The organism is Agromyces neolithicus (assembly GCF_039529735.1).
Classification (GTDB): domain Bacteria; phylum Actinomycetota; class Actinomycetes; order Actinomycetales; family Microbacteriaceae; genus Agromyces; species Agromyces neolithicus.
In genome coordinates, this window is record NZ_BAAANJ010000001.1 from 336,573 (window position 1) to 355,116 (window position 18,544).

An 18,544-nucleotide genomic window follows, 5' to 3' on the forward strand; every position below is an offset into this window, starting at 1 on the left:
AGAGTCCTCCGGGTGCGCGATTCGGCGCTACAGTGCACCCAAGATCAGCGACGATCGAGCGGATGTCCCGCCCCGGTCGTACTCGTCACTTTCCGTTCACCCGACCGAACGAGGCTTGCCACATGACCGTTCCCCCTCGGCCGCCCGCCGAAACCTCCGCCGAGGGCAGCGGCGTGCCCACGCCTCCGCCCACCGCCCACAGCGGCGCCATCAGGGTGATGGGCCTGCAGTTGCAGGGTGGTCGGGTCATCCCGAGGCGGCAGGTGTTCTCGTGGGCGCTATGGGACTGGGCGACGCAGCCGTTCAACTCGGTCATCCTCACGTTCGTCTTCACGGCGCTCTACCTGACGAGCGACACGTTCCTCGACCCGGCTGTCGCCGCCCTCGGCGAAGGGGACCCGGCGTACGAGCGCGCACTCGCCGAGCTGGCGAGCGCACTCGGCTGGGCGATCACGATCGCGGGTATCCTCATCGCGCTGCTCGCCCCCGTGCTCGGCCAGCGCGCAGATGTCTCAGGCCGGCGCAAGGTCTGGCTCGGCGGCGCGACCGCAGCGCTCGTGCTGTGCATGGTCGCCCTGTTCTTCGTGCAGGGCGCGCCCGCCTACTTCATCCTCGGCATCTCGCTCATCGCAGCAGGCACGGTGTTCAGTGAGATCGCCGGCGTGAACTACAACGCGATGCTGGTGCAGGTGTCGACGCCGAAGACCGTCGGCAAGGTCTCGGGACTCGGGTGGGGTCTCGGCTACATCGGCGGCATCGTCGCGCTCGTGCTCGTCGTCGTCGCAACCACGTTCGACTGGTGGGGCATGCCCACCGACAACGGACTCGCCTACCGTGTGATCGCCCTCGGCTGCGCCGTGTGGACGCTGCTCTTCGCCTGGCCGGTGCTGGTGTACGTGCCCGAGGCGGCGCCGGCGCCCGGGCGGGAGCGCGTGTCGTTCTGGCGCAACTACATCGTCCTCGTCCAGGACATCATCGCGCTGTGGCGCGACTCCCGGCCGACGTTCTGGTTCCTGCTCGCGAGTGCGGTGTTCCGCGATGGGCTGGCGGGCGTGTTCGCATTCGGTGCAGTGATCGCGGCGATCGTGTTCCACTTCACGTCGAACGAGGTTCTGCTCTTCGGCATCGCCGCGAACCTGCTCGCCGGTCTCTCGACAATCCTCGCCGGGCGCTTCGACGACCGGTTCGGTGCGCGCGCCGTGATCATCTTCTCGCTCGCGGGCCTGCTCATCGCGGGTCTCGCGGTCTTCTTCTTCCACGACACGGGCAAGCTCGTCTTCTGGGTCTTCGGTTTGGTGCTCACGTTGTTCGTCGGCCCTGCGCAGGCGGCGTCGCGGTCGTTCCTCGCCCGCGTCACACCGGCCGGGCGCGAGAGCGAGATCTTCGGCCTCTATGCGACCACCGGGCGGGCGGCGAGCTTCCTCTCGCCGCTCCTGTGGGCTGCGCTCATCGCCGCGTTCGGGGCGACGTACTGGGGCATCCTCGGCATCATGATCGTGCTCGCCGCGGGTCTGGTGCTCATGCTCTTCGTGAAGGTGCCGCCGGCCCTGCGCTGAACCCCATGCGGGTTCGGCGCTCCCGCCGGCTCAGCCGCTGCGCCATGCCTCGGCGAAGCGGGTGAGCAGTCGCGCGAACTCGGCCCGCTCGTCGGGCGAGAAGTCGGCGAGCGCCTGCTCGATGGCGGTGCGGCGGTGGTCGAGCACGGCCGAGAGGGCGGCCCGGCCCGCCTCGGTGATGACGAGGATGCTGCGCCGCGCGTCGACCGGGTCGACCTCGCGCCGCACTTGACCCGCGTCGACCGCCGCCTGCACGAGCCGGCTGGCCCGCGGCTGGTCGACGCCGATCGCCGTCGCGAGATCGCTGACCGAGCTCGGACCGTGATTCGCGAGCACGACCAGCAGCCGAATCGCCGCGTGCCCTCCGCGGCCGCCCGGGCCGCCGCCGTGGCCGCGGTGACCGCCGTGCGGCCCCTGCTCGCGGTGACCGCGGTGCTCGTGATGGCCGTGGTGCGACTGGTGAGTCGGACCGCCGAACGGGCCCGCGCCGAACGACCCCGCGCCGAACGACCCCGCGCCGAATGGCCCACCGGGGCCACGCCCGCGGAACACACCGAGAGCGGCCTCGATCGCTGCGATGGGGTCGCCGGCCGAACCGCCGGAACCTGAGGGTTCGCCGAGACCGTCTTGACGAGGCGAGGTCATGCATGTCATTGTACATATACATGTCATCTGACATGCAATATCACCATACCGCGCAACGCGCGCCGGGCGCCCGACGGGCGCACCGAGAAGGGCAACACCATGACCACCACCGACAAGACCAACCCCGACCAACCCGACCGCTCAGACGACGAGCGGCTCGAGGCACCCACCGGCACCGGCCGCGGCATCGGCACCGGCACCGGCCGACCCATCGGCTTCTGGCTGAAACTCGTCGACCGCCGCATCTCCGACGAGATGCGGACCCTCTTCGCCGCCGACGGCATCACCCGCCGCGACTGGCGCACGCTGAACCTGCTCGCGGGCGACGCTCGCGACGAGAGGCTCGCCGAACGGCTCCGCACCAAGCCCCACGCCCTGCACCGGCTCGCCGAGCGCGGCTGGATCGCGGGCGCCCCGCCCGTGCTCACCGACGCGGGTCGTGAGGCCCGCGACCGTCTCGAAGGCCAGGTGCGCGGGCTGCGCGAGCGCGTCGCCGGGGCGGTCTCGGCAGAGGACTTCGCGACGACGCTCACGAGCCTCGAGGCGATCGCCCGCGAGCTCGGCTGGGACGAGTCGAGCCCGATGCCTCGCGGTCGCCGTGGCGGTCGTCGCCACGGCTTCGGCGGCTGGCACGGCGCCGGCATGGGCCATGGCGCCGGCGCCGGCTTCGGGCATCACCCGGGCTTCGGCGCCCAGCACGGCGGCCACGACGTACACGTCCACGTGCACCTGCACGACGACGACCGGCATCACGACGGCGACCGGCATCACGGCCGGGGCCGCGGTCATCACGGCCGGCCGCACACCGAGCACTGACCAGTCAGTTCTCGAACCCCGCAGCCGGGAGCGCTCGACCGAGTCGCTCCCGGCTGCGCCGGCTCACGCCCCGCTCGCGCCCCGCGCGTTGTACACGACCGCGTCGGAGTCGCCGAAGGCCCGGAACACCTCGATGGTGTCGTCGTGCCCCAACCCGATCGAGACTCTGATTCCGCGGCGCTCGAACTCGCCCACCCAGTCGGCGGGCATCGGGCCTTCGTCGAAGCCGGTGAGCCGCTCGATCTCGGCGCCCTCGCCGGCGATCGTGAGCGCACGTACGCCCGACCACATCGTGGCGCCGTAGCACATCACGCACGGCCGCCAGTTGACGACCAGTTCGAGCTCGGCGCCGTCGGCTCCGAGATCCCACCGGCCGAGCGCACGTTGGGCCAGGCTGAGCGCCATCATCTCGGCGTGCATCGCGCTGAGTCCGCTCGCGAGCACCACGTTCACCCCGACAGAGATGAGCGCGCCGGATGCCGCATCGACGACGATCGCCGCGAACGGACCGCCGTTCCCCGCCCGCCAGTTGCGATCGGCAAGATTGTTGACGAGTCGGATACGCTCCTGAGGCGTCACGATCGGCGATGAGGCGGCCAAGGCCGGGAGTTCGTCGACGAGCCATGGTGGCAGTGTCGCGTCGAAGGCAGCGTCGAGTTCGGCGTCCATGCGACCCATTCTGCCCCCGGCGGGTCATCCGCGTTCGATAATGTGACCGGGGGACACCGACTTGCGCAGGCCATCTGCATGACGAACGAGAGGCAGACGGGAACCCTGTGACGACGACGATCAAGGCGAGGCAGCGACGCAGGCAGCGCCATCGGGCAGTCGCGTACGTGGCCATCGCCGCCGGCTGGGCGGCCGCGATCTTTCTCAGCACCCTGCTCGCCCCGCCGCCGTGGTTGCATTCGCTGGCCCTGTTCGTGCATCTCGCCTCGCTCATCGTGGGCTTCGGCGCCGTGCTCGTCGTCGACTGGTACGCCCTGCTCTGGGTGACCGAGTGGCGCACGGTGCGCGACCTGCGTCAGGTCGATGTCACGCTCAAGCCGCCCATCTGGATCGGAATCGTGGGATTGCTGGCGAGCGGCGCTCTGCTGCAGCCCGACCTCGAGGCGCCGCTCACCCTCGTCAAACTCGCGGCGGTGCTGGTGCTCTCGCTCAATGGCGTCGCGATCACGCGGTGGACGGCGCATCTCGCCCGATTCCCGCGCAAGACGCGCTTCAGCTCTGTGCCGCGCGCAGCGCGTGTCCGGTTCGTCTCGAGCGCCGTGCTCTCGCAGATCGCGTGGTGGACGGCGGTCGTGGTCGGCATGTTGAACTCCACGTCCTGACCGCCGAGCGCGACCGCTCGAGACGCGCCCGGAGCCGCCGGCAGTCAGGCCACGCACGGCGCACTCACAGCCTTCACCAAGGTCGACCCTTGGGTCCGTTCAGGTCCTCGATATAGGCTCGCTTTCGTCCCTGCCCCCCATCCGAGGACTGAACGTTGCCCATCGCATCCGTGAGTCGCGCATTCCGAGCTGCATCGCACAGGCCGGTGTCCAGCGACCTCTCGGGCGAACGCGGCCCCCGCATCGGAGCGTTCGCGTGAGCGCCGGCTTGCCCGGGGCGCGGCGCGAGCAGCGCCGCGAGCGCGAACAGCGCCGCCGTCGCTCACGCACCCGCTGGATCGTCATCGCCGGCGCCCTCGCGCTCGTGCTCGTCGCCGGTGGCACCGCCACGGCGCTCATGCTCAATGGTCAGGGCTTGGGTGAGGCGGGCGGCGCCGAGACGCCCGTGGCGGTCGAGCCGGTGGTGTTCCCCGCAGACGAACCGGCCGCGGCGGCCGGCGCGAGCCCATGCACGACGGTGAACGTGATCTCGTCGTTCGAGAATGCCGAGATGGTGGCGCGACTCACCGATGCCTACAACGCGCAGCCGCGCGATGTCGACGGCACCTGCGTGACGGTGGTCGCGTCGAAAGACAAGTCGGGGCTCGTCGCCGAAGACGCCGCGCGCAATTTCAAGGACCTGCCCGAAGAACAACGTCCGACCGTGTGGGTGCCCGACGCCAGCTCGTGGATCGCACTCGCTCGCTCGACCGGTGGCGGCGCGACCGTGCCCGCCGAGACCACGAGCATCGGGGCATCCGACATCGTTCTCGCCATGCCCGAGGCTCTCGCGGCTGAGATCGGCTGGCAGGACGACGCTCCGACCTGGGCCGAAGTCTACGAGGCCGCCGACGATGAGAATGCGTGGAGCGACCTCGGTCACCCCGAGTGGGGAGCCTTCAAGCTCGGCAAGACGAGCCCGCTCGTCGCGAGTTCCGGAGAGGCGGCGCTGCTCAGCTCGTACGGCTCGGCCTCAGGCGTCGGTGGCGACCTGACTCGCGACGAGATCATCGACCCCGACGTGACCGAAGAGGTCAGGCAGCACGAATTGGCGACGAGCCACTACATGGCGACGCCCGAGCACTTCCTCTGGCATGCGCGCCAGTCCGAAGACAAGGGCTCGGTCGCCGACTTCCTTTCGGCGGTGATCGTCGACGAGAAGTCGGTCTGGGACTACAACCGGGGCATCACCAGCCGCGACGGCGTCAACCGCATCGAGAGCGACCCGCCCGCCGAGAAACTCGTTCCCATCTACCCGACCGACGGTTTCTACGTGGCCGACAATCCCGCGGTGGTGCTGAACGGGGCATGGATCGATGACCTCGAGACCGCGGCCGCCCAGGACTTCCTGCGATTCGCGGTCACCAAGCAGGGCCAGCAGGTCGTGCGTGAGACCGGCTACCGCGACCTGAACGGCGAGTTCGACCCGCTCGTCGCCGAGGTCGGCCAGTTCACCGCCGACCCGGCCGGGGCACTTCCGTTCCCTCGTGGCAGCGTGATCCGTGCGACCCAACTCGCATTCCCCGATGTGCGCAAGCGCGCCGAGGTGCTCTTCCTCGTCGACGTCTCGGGTTCGATGTCCGAGACCATCGCCGGCGGCCAGACCAAGCTCGCCGCCGCGAAAGACGCGATCTCCGAGGCGCTGGGTCACTTCACGCCGGGCGACAACGTGGGCCTCGCCGCCTTCTCGGCCAACGACGTCGACCCGATCAGCCCCGGCCTGGTGAGCCCGGTGGCCGACATCGGTGACACGCGCGCCGACTTCCTGAAGGCGCTCGGAAAGCTGAAGCCCATCGAGTTCACGCCGCTGTACCAGGCGGTCGACGAGGCCGCGCGTGAACGCGCCGCCGCGTGGGATCCCGACCGCATCAACGCGATCGTGCTGCTCAGCGACGGCCAGAACGAGTACTTCGGCCCCTCGGTGACCGAGGCGCAGATGCTCGCGAACCTGCAGCAGCTGCACCATCACGAGACGCCGGTGCTCATCTTCTCGCTCGCCTACGGCTCCGGCGCCGACGTCGAGGCACTGCAGTCGATCTCGAGCGCCACCGGCGCCCACTACTACGACGCCACCGACCCGACGAAGGTCAGCGACGTGCTCGGAGACCTCGTCACGAGCTTCTAGCCGGCCCGGCCCGGGCCTGCCGCGGCAACGACAACGCCCCCCGCTGTTCGCGGGGGGCGTTGTCGTTCTCGTGCGTCAGATGGGCTGCCGGTCGGTGCCGGCCCGCCGGTCAGCGCGGGCCGGCTGCGGTCACGGGATGACCTCGATGGTCACCGTCTGGGTCGTCGAGTTGCCCGAGTCGTCGGTCGCGGTGTACACGAGCGTGTACACCGCGCCCTGACGGGCCAGCACCCGAACCTCGGTGTTGGAGACGACCTCGACCTGGGCCTTGTGGCCCTCGGCCGTGGCTTCGAGTTCGACCGTCACGTCGCTGTCGACGTTATCGGTCGCGTCGACGTCGATCGTCACCGTGCGCCACATGTTGTTCGGCGGGAAGATGACGTCGTCTGACGCCGACACGATGAGCTCGGGCGCGATGACGTCGAGGTCGAGGCCGACGATCACGGGGTCATGATCGCTCGAACGCCACTCGTCAGGCTCGTACAGCGCGTCTTGCGCGGGCTGCTTGAACGTCATGTCGTAGTCGATCAGGCTCGGCTCATCGGAGTTGATGTGCCACGCCGCGGCGCCCGTCACCCGCTCGTTGAGCGCGGTTCCGGCGAGCGCGTAGTCGAGGTACCCGAGTGCCCCGTCGAACACGTACGAGTACGCGTTCTCACCCTGGTGCTCGAACAGCAGGTCGGTGTACCCGGCCGCGCGCAGTGCGTCGATCGGGGCCTCCTTGTCGTACGAGTTCAGGTCGCCCATGATGATCTCGTTGCCGGCACCCTGGCCCGTCGGGTCGCCCGCGAGCCACTCGGCGAGCGCGGTGGCGGCCTTCGTGCGGGTGATGTTGCAGTTGCCCGATCCGTCGCCCGTGTCGGGGTCGCCGACGTCGTCGCAGTCGGAGCCCTTCGACTTGAGGTGGTTCACGACGACGGTCACCTCGCCGCCGGCCTGCAGGTCGGTGAAGGTCTGCGCCAACGCCGGACGGTTGAATTCGGTGTCGAAGTCGGGATCGACGCTCGAGTCCAGCACGGCGTGCGCCCCGATGGGCGCCACCTCGGCCGGCTTGTAGATGAGCGCCGTCGTGATGACGTCGGTGCCGAGCAGGCCGGTCTCGATCGCGTCGTACGTGCCGGCGCCGACCACATCGTTGAGTGCGTCGACGAGGGTGTTCAGCGGCACGTCCTGTGCGCTGTTCTCGATCTCGATGAGTCCGAAGATATCGGCGTCGATCTCAGCGAGCGCCGCCACGATCTTTGCCTCCTGGCGCTCGAACTCGACGGCGTCGTTCGCGCCGCGCGAGCCGAGCGTCGTGAAGTAGTTCAGCACGTTGAAGCTCGATACCTTCGTCGTGCCGCCGACCTCTGGCGCCGGGTTGTCGTCACGAGCGTTCGCCTTCTCGAAGTCGGCGCCCTCGGTGGGTTGCACGGCCCAGGTGTCGAAGCGGTAGTCGAGCACGCCGGTCGCGTTCGTCACGAGGTCGCCGCCGCGGAACAGGTTGTCGAGCGTGAGGACCTCGCCGTTGGGGTGGATCGCCGGGTCGGGGTTCTGCTGGCTGCGACCGTCGTCGAGCGTGATCGTGTCGAGCGCATTCGCGTCTGCGACCGCGTTCGCGGCCTGTCCGGGCTCGGCGACCGCCGTGGGCGACATATGACGCTCGCTGCCGAGGGTGATCGTGCCGAAGCGGCCGTACTCGAAGAACTCGAGGATCGACAACGACTGCGGCAGCGTCACCCGCATGCCCTCGAGCGGCTCGTAGACGTCGGGCGAAGCCGCCGGCAGGGTGATCTCGGTCGCGGCGGGAAGTTCTGACTCGCCCGGTTCGCAGGTCGCATCGGCCGTGGCGGTGATCTCGGTCATGCCGAAGTGCTCGTTCACCGTGCCGGCGATGTGCACCACGTCGCCGGGGGCGACGTCGAGTCCGGTGGGGGCGAAGACGAAGATGCCGTCAGAGGTCGCGGCGTCGCCGTCACCTGCGTCTTGCAGGTAGTAGCCCTCGAAGCCGCCGACCTGGAAGTCTCCGGTGACGACGCCCTCGACCTGCACGGACGCCCCGACCACCGGGGAGGCGGGGCCGGTGCCCTGCACCGAGCCGATCGTCACCACCGAGGCGTTGCAGTCGGCCGGAGGCAGCGGCACGACGACGACGGTGAGCGAGTTGCGCACCCCGGGGGTGTTGGCTGCCTCACCGCTGATGAGGGAGCCGGTGTTGCCCGGGATGCCGGCCTTGTCGAAGTCGTTGCGCACCCAGTCGGCGGTCGAGCCGGTGTCGACACCGTCGGGGATGCGGGAGGCGGCACCGGGGGCGAAGGCGAGGCCATCGTAGGCGACGGTGAGCACGGTGTCGCCGTAGGCGAGATCGCCTGCGCCGCCGTCGTGCACGGCGATGGAGTCGACGACGGTGAGACCGTCGATGTCGTCGATCACGCCGTCGTCGTCGGCGTCGAGGTCATCGCCGAGCGCACCGTCGAAGCCGGTGACCAACAGCAGCGACATCGTGCCGTTCTCGAGCGCGCCCGCGGACAGCCAGGTCAGCGCACGGCCATCGCTGTCGAGGGCGTCGAACGAGACGACCTCGTCGACGACGCCGAGGCTCGCTCCGGCGTCGCCCTCGATCTCGAGCACGCGCGCGCCGCTCACGTCGGTGCCGGGCTCGGCGAGCAGCTCGACGAACTCGACGTCGGTACCGGCGGTCGAGGCCGAGAACTCGTTGATCACCGTCGGCTGCGGACCCGTCTCGCCGCAGGTGTGCGTTCCGAGCCCGTCGAAGGTGTCGGTGGCGAAGCCGACCCATTCGGCGGCGGGATCGAACACGTCATTCGGGTTCGTGTCGCCGACGCACACCGACGCCAGGCGACGCAGCGTGTTGTCGGCGGTCGAGGTGAGGTCGGTGCCCCACTGCGAGCCCGGGTCGAACCCGACTTGGCCGAGGGAGTCGACGACGGTCTCGCCCTTCACCAGGATGAGCGCGTCGTCGCCGTTGAACAGACCCGTTCCGGTCGTCTGATCGGCGACGGCGAGGATCGCGGCGGCGGCCGTCGCCTGCGCGAAGACGAACGTGTCACCGGCAGCCAACGTTCCATTGAGCACCTGATTCAGGCTCGTGGTGGTGTTCCCGTTGGAGTACTGGCGGAGTGCGTACTGGCTGAGATCGACGGAGGCCTCGGTCGGGTTGTAGATCTCGACGGCCTTGTTGAACGACGAGCCCTCGACGTACTCGCTGATGAACAGCTCGGTCGGCGTCGCCGCCGCGGCTGCGGCCGCAGGAGCGGCGGCCAGCCCCACCGCGAGCAGTGCCCCCGCGGCGATGGTGACGGTGGCTCGTTGGACGACGTGTTTCATCAGCACACTCCCGGCTCCACGGCCCGAGAGCCGGCCTGGCCCCGGGCGACGATGCCGTCAGACTACGAGGCCGCGCCGGTGCTCGGGAAGACCCAGTGCGAGAACACTCGATGAACCGCTCGGATGTGCATGATCGCCGAGATCAGTGCACATCTGAGCACGCATCGGGTTCAGAGCCCGATGGCCCGGTTGACGTAGTTCGAGGTGACGACCATGCCGACCTTCTCGTAGAGGCCCAGGGCTCCCGTGCGCGAGTCGGTGCTCAGCTCCGAGACGGTCGCCCCGTGCGCCCTGCCCTGGGCGAACGCGTCCACGAGCAGCGCCTGCGCGATGCCCCGGTTGCGCTGATCGGCGCGGGTCGCCAGGCGGTCGACGAAGGCCGTGTCGTCGGTGAGGATGACGACCGCGACGCCGACGACCTCGGCTGCGGCATCCGTGACGACGCGAAGGTTCCACGGTTCGAAACCCGGGCGGCCCAGGGTCGAGGCCGTGAAATCCTCGAAGCTCTCGCGCTCTCGCACCGACCACTCGAGGAAGGCATCCTCGAGCACATCGTGCACCGCGCGCAGCTCGGCGCGGCGCGCCTGGCGGATCGCGTAGCCGGCCGGCAGCTCACGTGCAGGCACCTCGGCTCCCGCCGCAAGCTCGAGCACCCAGCTGTTCCAGCGCACGTGGTAGCCGAGGTCGGCGAGCAGCCGGTCGCCCGCCGACCCGACGAACACGGGCATGCCCACCACCGTCGAGCCCAGCCGGCGCGCGGTCTCGCGTATCCAGCCCGCGATCCAGGTGCCGATGCCGCGCCCGCGGAACTCTGGGTGAACGGCCGCGTCGGCCCGGTCGGCGCCCACCAGTTCGCCGTACCCCACGATGCGCTCGCCGTCGAACACGGCAATCGAGCGCGCCGCCAGGTCGTGGCTCGGGCGGTTCCAATCGGAGATCAGGTCGGCCTCCTCAATGTCGACTCGACCGGTGTCCTCGAGCTCTTGGGCGGCGATCAGCTCGAAGACCGACCGTGAGTCGTCACGGGTCAGCGGGCGGGTGGTCAGGCCGGCGGGCAGCGTCGGCGGCGAAGTCGTCACGGCGTGATTGTAGGCGGCATCCGGGCGGCTTCGCAGACGCGCCCCCGCGCTTCGACGAGCTCGGCGCCCCCTGCAGCTCACCGCCCCCGCTGCTCCGACCCTGAGAGCCGCTGCGCGATGTAGATCGGGATGATCGACACGAGCACGAGCACGACCGCGATGACCGATACGATGGGCGCCTGGTTCGGCCGGAACATGTTGTTCAGGATGAAGATCGGCAGCGTCGTGACCCCCGACCCCGCCGTGAACGTCGTCACGATGATCTCGTCGAACGAGAGCGCGAACGCGAGCAGACCTCCCGCCAACAACGCCGAGCGCAACTGCGGGAACGTCACCAGCCGGAACGTCGTCCACACCCCCGCGCCCAGGTCGGCCGACGCCTCCTCGAAGTTCGTGCCGAGCCGGCGCAGCCGGGCGATCACGTTGTTGAACACGGTCACGATGCAGAACGTGGCGTGCGCGATCACGACCGTCCAGATCGAGAGCGGCACGCCCATGATCGTGCGGAAGAAGTTGTTGAGGGCGATACCCGTGATGATGCCCGGCAGCGCGATGGGCAGGATCACGAGCAGGCTGATCGCCTCGCGCCCGAAGAACGAGAATCGCGCCAGCGCGAGCGAGATGAGCGTGCCGAGCACGAGCGAGATGATCGTCGCGATGATCGCGATCTGCACGCTCGTGCCCACGGCCTCCATGGCGCCGGCACTCTGGAACGCGCGGCCCCACCACTCGAGCGTGAAGCCGGGCGGCGGCCACGTCAGCGTCGTCGACGTCGAGAACGAGTTCACGAGCACGACGAACAGCGGCACGTAGACGATCACCAGGATCGCCGTGGTGATGATGCCGAGCGTCGTGCGGGAAAGCCGGGAGAGTCGCATCCGTTCGCCCCTTACAGGTTGTCGAGGGCGCCGGTACGACGCACGAGGAACAGGTAGCCGAAGATGATCACGATCGGGATGAGCGCGATCGCCGACGCGAGCGGCAGGTTGTTGGCTGCGCCGACGTTGGTGTACACGAGGTTTCCGAGCATCTGACTCGCGCCGCCCACGATGTTCACCGTGATGTAGTCGCCGAGCGAAAGCGCGAAGCTGAAGATCGTGCCCGCGATGATGGCCGGCAGCACGAGCGGGAACACCACGAAGCGCAGCGTCGGCCACGTTCGTCCACCGAGATCTGCGGATGCCTCGAGCAGTGAGTCGGGCACGCGTTCGAGTCCGGCGTAGATGGGCAGGATCACGTACGGCAGCCACAGGTACGACAGCGTGATGATCGTCGCCGGCAGCCCGTAGCCGATGGTCTCGCCGCCGAACGGTGCCACGAGCCACTCGAGGATGCCGTCCTGCGAGAGCACCGACCGCCACGCGTACGCCTTGACGAGGTAGCTCGCCCACAGCGGCGTGAGCACCATGATCAGCAGCACGCGCTGCATGCGCGGCGACGCGACCTTGGCCATGAAGAACGCGATCGGCAGCGCGAGCGCCACGTCGATGAGGGTGACCGCGAGTGCGACGCCCAGCGTGCGCAGGGTGACGGTCTGGTAGAGCGACCCGGTGACGACTTCGATGATGTTGTCGAGCGTGAACTCGGTCGTGATCTCGCCGGTGAAGCTGTCGACCGACCAGAACGCGGTGACGAGCAGCAGCACGAGCGCCACGATGTAGACGACGCCGAGCCAGAACAGCGGGGCGCTGAGCAGCAGCGCGAGTCGCGTGCGCGGGTGGGTGCTGAGAAAGACGGATGCCGCGCGCGCGGGTGTGCGCGGCGGTCGCGGCACCTCGGGGCGCGCCGGTGCGGGCGCGGGTGCCCGTGTGTTCGTCGTCATTCGTGTCCTGTCGTGTCGTGCGGGGGGGGTAGATCGCCGGTCGAGTAGCCGGCGGAGCCGGCGTATCGAGACCTCGTGACGGGTCTCGATACGCGCCTTCGGCGCTACTCGACCGACGGCGGGTGTCAGCCCTTGATCTGCTGCCAGGCCTCGGTCCACGCCGAGTAGTCGGTGCACTTCGCGTCGGTACGACCGTCGATGCACTCCTCGATCGGGGTGGTCCAGTACCAGATGTTCTCGGCGTACGAGGCGTCACCGGCGTGGTAGGCCTCGCAGTCGGCACGGAACTCGCAGGCCTCGTCGCTCGACGGCGCCTCGCCGAAGTACTCGGTCGCCTGGCCGTTGGCCTCGGGGCTCGCGATGTAGTCGAGCCACGCGTACGAGCAGTTCGGGTTCTCCGTGCCGGACGAGATCATCCAGGTGTCCGACCAGCCCGTCACGCCCTCTTCGGGAACGGTGACGTCGGTGGGCGCCCCCTCGGCGGCGGCGACGTTCTGGATGACCTGCCACGTCGTGCCGACGACGCTGTCGCCGGTCGTGAACGCCTGGATCTCCTTGAGGTAGTCCGACCAGTACTCGCCGATGTTCGCACGCTGCGTCTTCAGCAGGTCGACGGCGGCCGCGAGCTGCTCCTCGTCGAGGGCGTACGGGTTCTCGATGCCGAGGTCGGGCTGGGTCGCCATGAGGTACATCGCCGCGTCGGCGATGTAGATCGGCGAGTCATAGGCCGTGACCTTGCCCGCGTAGGCGTCGGACCCGTCGAACACGACGCCCCAGCTGGTGGGCGCCTCGGTGAAGACATCGGTGCTGTACATGAGCAGGTTCGCGCCGTAGCCGTGCGGCATGCCGTAGTTCTCACCGTCGACCGTGTTCCACGCCTTGTCCTTGAGGAAGTCGTAGACGTTCGCGTAGTTCGGCGTGAGCTCCATGTTCACCGGTTGCACGTCGCCGCCCGCGACGAGCCGCAGCGAGGCGTCGCCCGAAGCCGAGACCACGTCGTACTCGCCGGTCTTCATGAGGCTGACCGCCTCGTCGGAGGTGCCGAAGGTCTTGACCGTGACCTCGCAGCCGGTGTCCTCCTCGAACGGGGTGACCCAGTCGACCGCGGGGTCGTTCGAGCCGTCCTCGGCGTAGCCGGGCCAGGCCAGCACCGAGAGCTGGCCCTCCATGTCGCCGAGCTCGGTCGCGGCCTCGGTGGGCTCGGTGCCGCCGCCCGAGGTGCCGCAGGCGGTGAGCAGCGCGACCGAGGCGATCGCGAGCCCGACGGTCACGCCGCGGCGTGCCGTGCGCGTCATGCGCTTCATGGTTCTCTCCTGTTCCTGTGTGTGTGGTGCAATGTGGTGCAGGTCGGTGGTCGAGTAGCGCCGGCCGAAGGTCGCCGCGTATCGAGACCCGGATGCCTCAACCCGAGATGCCCGGGAGCACCTCGGTGCCGAGGTGCACGACGTCGTCGTCGTGCCACGAGACGACGACCCGGTCGCCGCGCTCGTCGTCGTGGATGCGTTCGCGGTCGTTCTGCTCGAGCACGCTGACGCGGGTGCCGTCGTCGAGGTCGACGACGAGTCGCACGCCGCTGCCGAGGTAGATGGCCTCGACCACGGTGCCGGGCACGTTCACGACGCCGACGCCGTCGATGCCCGCGCGGCTGACGGTCATCTTCTCGGGGCGCACCGAGTGGTGGCCCTCGCGGCCCAGGATCTCGCGCGAGCGGTCGGCGTCGAAGAGGTTCGAGGTGCCGACGAAGTCGGCCACGAACCGCGAGGTGGGCCGCTCGTACAGTTCGGCCGGGGTACCGAGCTGCTCGATGCGGCCGTCGTTGAACACGGCGATGCGGTCGGAGAGCGTGAGCGCCTCTTCCTGGTCGTGCGTGACGAAGATGAAGGTGATGCCGAGGTCGCGCTGGATCTCTTTGAGCTCGACCTGCATCTGCTCGCGCAGCTTCAGGTCGAGCGCCCCGAGCGGCTCGTCGAGCAGCAGCACCTTGGGCTCGACGACCGTGGCCCGGGCGAGCGCGACGCGCTGACGCTGGCCGCCCGACAGCTGCGACGGCTTGCGGGCGGCCATCTGCTCGAGCCGCACCGAGGCGAGGGCGCGCAGCGCGCGCTCGTTTCGCTCCCGGCGCCCGATGCCGCGCACCCGCAGCCCGTAGGCGACGTTGTCGAGCACGCTCATGTGCGGGAACAGCGCGTAGTCCTGGAACACCGTGTTGACGTCGCGATCGAACGGAGCCCGCTTCGTGACATCCTCGCCGAACAGTTCGATCGTGCCGTCGGTCGGCTGCTCGAATCCGGCGATGAGTCGCAGCACCGTGGTCTTGCCCGATCCCGACGGACCCAGCATCGAGAAGAACTCGCCCGCCGCGATCTCGAGGTCGACATGGTCGACCGCCGTCACTGCCCCGAACTCCTTGGTGAGCCCGGTGAGGCGGATGGCCGGGTTCGACTCGGTCATGTGCATCTCCTTCGATGTGAACCGGCAAACATCTGCAACCAGATGTTCACCTCGTTCAAATCATATGGCTCCAGATGTCAATGTCCAGACCCTCGTGTTACGGTCATGTCACGGATTCGTGAGCACAGATGCCGGGAGGATCGGATGCCGCAGGCCACCGGCCGCGCTGATGCCACTCGCGCGGTCGTCTTCTCGCCGCTCGACGGCGCCGGCCGCGCCGAGCTCGTCGAGCAGCGTCTCACCGACGCCATCGTCGCCGGCGTGCTGCGCGACGGTGAGCGGCTGCCGAGCGAATCCGAGCTCGCCCGCAGCCTCGGCGTCGCCGTCGTCACCGCCCGAGAGGCGCTCGTGGCGCTGCGCGACAAGGGCCTCGTGCTCACGAAGCGCGGTCGCGACGGCGGCAGCTTCGTGACCCACGATCGCGACACCTCGACGCGCATGGTCGACGAGCGGGTGCGCGCACTCAGCCGCCTCGAACTGCGCGACCTGTCGCTGCACTACGCGGCGATCGCGGGCATGGCGGCCGAGATCGCCGCCGACCGGGCGAGCGACGACGACCTCGCGAGCCTCGTCGAGATCGACGCGCGCGCCGACCTCACGACCCCGGGCGGCGCGCGCCGGGCGGTCGGCCGATTCCAGCTCGAGATCGCCGCAGTCAGCCAGTCGCCGCGCCTCGTGCACGAAGAGCTGCGGTTGCAGGCCGAGGCCGCCCCCTTGCTCTGGCTGTGCCTGAGGGAGCAGGATTCACGTGACCGCAGTCGCACCGCGCGACTCGAGGTCATCCAGGCCATTCGCGACGTGCAACCCGAACGTGCCCGTCGCGTGACCACCGAACACATCGCCTCAGCCGTGGAGTGGCTCATCGACGAGAAGGTGCGGCTCGAACTCGAGTCTCGCGCCGACGACGCGACATCCGCCGCCCCACCAAGGGAAGGAGCGAGGCCATGACCGTCACCGTCGACGTCAGCGCATCGCACATCGCCCGCCGCATCGCCTCCACCATCGATCCCGTCTTCGCCATGATCGACGGGTGGCGCGATGTGCTCGAGCGCGAGATCGCGGCAACCACCGGCGCCGCACCCGGCGCTGACACCGCCGCGAGCGCGGCGAGCCTCGACCCCGTCGTCGCGGCACTCGTGAGCCCCGAGCTGGAACGCGCGGGCAGTCTCATCACGGGCGCGGGCTTCGTGGCCTCTCCCGGGTACCTCGCCGACGCGCCATGGCACCTCGCGTGGTGGCTGAGCGGGTCGAACACCTTCGGCGCCGGACCCGACCCGAAGCTGCGCCGCCTCGAGGCGGTGAGCGACCCCGACTCCGAGCAGTTCCGCGACTACACGACGCTCGAGTGGTGGCGGGTGCCCGCACGCACCGGAACGCGCCACCTCACAGGCCCCTATGTCGACTACCTCTGCACCGACGACTACACCGTGACGATCACGACGCCCGTGCGCGCCGGGCGCGAGATCGTCGGGCTCGTCGGCACCGACCTCTACGTGGCCCGGCTCGAGCGGGTGCTGCTGCCGGTGATCCGCGAGTCGGGGCATCCGTGCACTCTCGTGAACGCGTCGGGGCGCATCGTCGCGTCGACCGACGCCCGGCGAGCCACGGGCGCCCTGCTGCGCCTCGACGGACTCGTCGCGGCGCTCGCACCCCTGCACGATGTCGTGTCGGCGACCGATGCGGCCGCACTGCCGGGCGGGCAGACCGTCGTGCCGTGCGGCGACACCTCGCTGGCGCTCGTGCTCGAAGCCTGAGAGCCGCCTTCAGATCGTCAGCATGCCGAGGCAGGGGCCGAGCACGATGATCCAGGCCGCAGCCCCGACGATGAGCATGCCGATGGCGACGCCGCGCGTCTTCTTCCAGAAGAGCATCACGATCGCCACGAGCGCGACGAGCACGAACGGCCAGATGAGCCCGAGCGGCGACGGACTCAGCGCGCCCCCGACGACCAGTGTCGCGAGCAGCAGCAGCAGCGCGATCACGTGCGCGCCGCAGCCGATGCCGACTCCGATGCCGATGCCCGCGCCCGTGCTCAGGCCGGGTTCCGGCGAACCCGCGGGCGGCCCCGGCGGGGGGAAGCCGGGCTGCTCGGGCTCGGGCGGGGGGAAAGCGGGCTGCTCGGGCTTGGGTTCCTCAGGCTCGGCATCCTCGGGCCCGGGCGGTTCAGGTTCGGTCGCCATGTGCGGCCATCCTCTCTCGGTTCGACGTGAGCCCGCCGCGCGACGCCTTCCAGGCGATGCGGCCGAGCACGAGCGGAATCGTGACCAACAGGAACAACTGCGGGCGAGTCAGCCCCACCCACGCGACCTCGTTGCCGCGCACGAACTCCACGAAGAACCGGAAGATCGCATACGCGGCGATGTAGATCGTGAGGGTCTCGCCGGCGGGGATCGGCCGATGCCGAAGCCAGAACCACAGCACGAGGAACGCAGCCGCCTGGAACACGATCTCGTAGACGAAGCTCGGGTGCAGCGGCACGCCCGCCGGTGCGCCGACCCGTGCGGCGGCGGCTTCGTCGAGCACGATGCCCCAATCGCCGCCGGTCGGCGTTCCGGGCAGCTCGGTGAAGAGGCATCCGATCCGGCCGATCGCCATGGCGAGCGCGACCGCGGGGGCGAACAGGTCGCCGGTGCGCAGCGGGTACCGCACGATGCGCTTGGCGATGTGCACGCCGAGCCATGCGCCGACGAGCGCGCTCAGCACCGAGGCGTTGCCGCGAGTGAGCTGCGTGACGAGGTCGAGGTTCTGCGAGGGGTCGAGGTGCTGCGCCCACGTGCCGAGCCGCGAGAACAACGCGGCCCCGGCGAGCGCTCCGAGCACGAGCGCCGCGACTCGCGCGTCGGTCTGGCCGCGACGGCGAGACTCGACGACGAAGACGAGCCCGGCCGCGACCATGGCGAGCGCGACGAACGCCGAGTGCGTGTCGATCGGCGGCCCCCAGCCGATCAGGTCGGGCAGCGTCGGGAACATGGGCTCAGCTCCAGATTCCGGCGAACGCACCGGCCCAGAGCATCACCCAGAACGGCACGGCGACGAGCGCGAGCACCTCGAGCACGATGAGGTAGGCGAGCACGTTGCGGGTGTCGCCGAGCTTGCATTTCGAGCGCAGCAGACCCGCCCGGCGGGCCTTCGCGTACCCGGCGATCGCAATGCCCGCGAACACGGCGAGCGTGATCGGGCCGAACACGCACGTGATGAGGGCGATCGTCGCGAAGACGCACAGCCGCAGCGGGTCGTACGGCGCGGGGGCCGGGGGCGCGCCGACCGTCTCGTCGAAGCGGTTCAGCCCCGAGGCATCCCAGGTGCCGAACTCGTCGCCCGCGCTGCTCATGCGGCCCGCCCCTCGCCCGTCA

At 69.5% G+C, this 18,544-nt stretch carries 17 protein-coding genes; 6 read left to right on the top strand and 11 right to left on the bottom strand.

Annotated features, from left to right (window positions below; all coding sequences use genetic code 11):
• Positions 1-122: 122 nt before the first annotated feature.
• The gene (locus ABD164_RS01625; RefSeq protein WP_425545880.1) at positions 123-1,556 is read left to right on the top strand and encodes an MFS transporter; all 1,434 of its coding nucleotides are present in this window, start codon (positions 123-125) and stop codon (positions 1,554-1,556) included.
• A gap of 30 nt (positions 1,557-1,586) precedes the next feature.
• Here the strand turns inward: ABD164_RS01625 and ABD164_RS01630 are convergent, their stop codons facing one another.
• Positions 1,587-2,201, bottom strand: coding sequence for a MarR family winged helix-turn-helix transcriptional regulator (locus tag ABD164_RS01630; protein WP_344292735.1), 615 nt, complete (start codon positions 2,199-2,201; stop codon positions 1,587-1,589).
• A gap of 99 nt (positions 2,202-2,300) precedes the next feature.
• On the opposite strand from ABD164_RS01630, the gene ABD164_RS01635 reads away from it, so the two are divergent.
• Positions 2,301-3,017, top strand: coding sequence for a MarR family winged helix-turn-helix transcriptional regulator (locus ABD164_RS01635; RefSeq protein WP_344292737.1), 717 nt, complete (start codon positions 2,301-2,303; stop codon positions 3,015-3,017).
• Positions 3,018-3,080: 63 nt separating this feature from the next.
• Here ABD164_RS01635 and ABD164_RS01640 read toward each other — a convergent pair whose 3' ends face one another.
• The gene (locus ABD164_RS01640) at positions 3,081-3,686 is read right to left on the bottom strand and encodes a tRNA-specific adenosine deaminase (protein WP_344292739.1); all 606 of its coding nucleotides are present in this window, start codon (positions 3,684-3,686) and stop codon (positions 3,081-3,083) included.
• Between the two features lie 107 nt (positions 3,687-3,793).
• Here ABD164_RS01640 and ABD164_RS01645 point away from each other — a divergent pair, with 107 nt between their 5' ends.
• A complete protein-coding gene (locus tag ABD164_RS01645) occupies positions 3,794-4,348 on the top strand; it encodes a hypothetical protein (protein WP_344292741.1) in 555 nt (184 codons plus the stop codon).
• Positions 4,349-4,604: 256 nt separating this feature from the next.
• Positions 4,605-6,512: a vWA domain-containing protein gene (locus ABD164_RS01650; protein WP_344292743.1), complete on the top strand. Its 1,908-nt coding sequence runs from the start codon at positions 4,605-4,607 to the stop codon at positions 6,510-6,512.
• Positions 6,513-6,641: 129 nt separating this feature from the next.
• Here the strand turns inward: ABD164_RS01650 and ABD164_RS01655 are convergent, their stop codons facing one another.
• The 6 genes from ABD164_RS01655 to ABD164_RS01680 all read right to left on the bottom strand — a co-directional run bounded on the left by ABD164_RS01655 (position 6,642) and on the right by ABD164_RS01680 (position 15,191).
• Positions 6,642-9,839 (bottom strand): ExeM/NucH family extracellular endonuclease, encoded by a 3,198-nt coding sequence (locus ABD164_RS01655; RefSeq protein WP_344292745.1) that lies wholly within the window; start codon positions 9,837-9,839, stop codon positions 6,642-6,644.
• Positions 9,840-10,009: 170 nt separating this feature from the next.
• A complete protein-coding gene (locus ABD164_RS01660; RefSeq protein ID WP_344292747.1) occupies positions 10,010-10,918 on the bottom strand; it encodes a GNAT family N-acetyltransferase in 909 nt (302 codons plus the stop codon).
• 77 nt (positions 10,919-10,995) lie between these two features.
• A complete protein-coding gene (locus ABD164_RS01665) occupies positions 10,996-11,796 on the bottom strand; it encodes an ABC transporter permease (RefSeq protein WP_344292749.1) in 801 nt (266 codons plus the stop codon).
• A gap of 11 nt (positions 11,797-11,807) precedes the next feature.
• Entirely contained in the window at positions 11,808-12,740 is a 933-nt protein-coding gene (locus ABD164_RS01670; protein WP_344292751.1) for an ABC transporter permease, read from the bottom strand.
• Between the two features lie 125 nt (positions 12,741-12,865).
• The gene (locus ABD164_RS01675; protein WP_344292753.1) at positions 12,866-14,044 is read right to left on the bottom strand and encodes an ABC transporter substrate-binding protein; all 1,179 of its coding nucleotides are present in this window, start codon (positions 14,042-14,044) and stop codon (positions 12,866-12,868) included.
• A 97-nt stretch (positions 14,045-14,141) separates the two neighbouring features.
• A complete protein-coding gene (locus tag ABD164_RS01680; protein WP_344292755.1) occupies positions 14,142-15,191 on the bottom strand; it encodes an ABC transporter ATP-binding protein in 1,050 nt (349 codons plus the stop codon).
• 144 nt (positions 15,192-15,335) lie between these two features.
• On the opposite strand from ABD164_RS01680, the gene ABD164_RS01685 reads away from it, so the two are divergent.
• Together ABD164_RS01685 and ABD164_RS01690 are read left to right on the top strand one after the other, a co-directional pair.
• Positions 15,336-16,139 (top strand): FadR/GntR family transcriptional regulator, encoded by an 804-nt coding sequence (locus ABD164_RS01685; RefSeq protein ID WP_344292757.1) that lies wholly within the window; start codon positions 15,336-15,338, stop codon positions 16,137-16,139.
• Positions 16,136-16,945, top strand: a complete 810-nt coding sequence (locus ABD164_RS01690) for a cache domain-containing protein (protein WP_344292761.1) — start codon at positions 16,136-16,138, stop codon at positions 16,943-16,945. The genes ABD164_RS01685 and ABD164_RS01690 overlap by 4 nt, the downstream gene beginning before the upstream one ends.
• A 9-nt stretch (positions 16,946-16,954) precedes the next feature.
• Here ABD164_RS01690 and ABD164_RS01695 read toward each other — a convergent pair whose 3' ends face one another.
• Genes ABD164_RS01695 through ABD164_RS01705 form a run of 3 tightly spaced genes read right to left on the bottom strand, consistent with a single transcriptional unit; the run spans position 16,955 to position 18,522 of the window.
• Positions 16,955-17,371 carry a hypothetical protein gene (locus tag ABD164_RS01695; protein WP_344292763.1) on the bottom strand — a complete coding sequence of 139 codons (417 nt, stop codon included), beginning with the start codon at positions 17,369-17,371 and terminating at the stop codon, positions 16,955-16,957.
• A complete protein-coding gene (locus tag ABD164_RS01700) occupies positions 17,355-18,161 on the bottom strand; it encodes a prolipoprotein diacylglyceryl transferase (RefSeq protein ID WP_344292765.1) in 807 nt (268 codons plus the stop codon). Before ABD164_RS01700 ends, ABD164_RS01695 begins: the two co-directional genes overlap by 17 nt.
• Before the next feature lie 4 nt (positions 18,162-18,165).
• Positions 18,166-18,522 (bottom strand): hypothetical protein, encoded by a 357-nt coding sequence (locus ABD164_RS01705; RefSeq protein WP_344292767.1) that lies wholly within the window; start codon positions 18,520-18,522, stop codon positions 18,166-18,168.
• Positions 18,523-18,544: the final 22 nt, after the last annotated feature.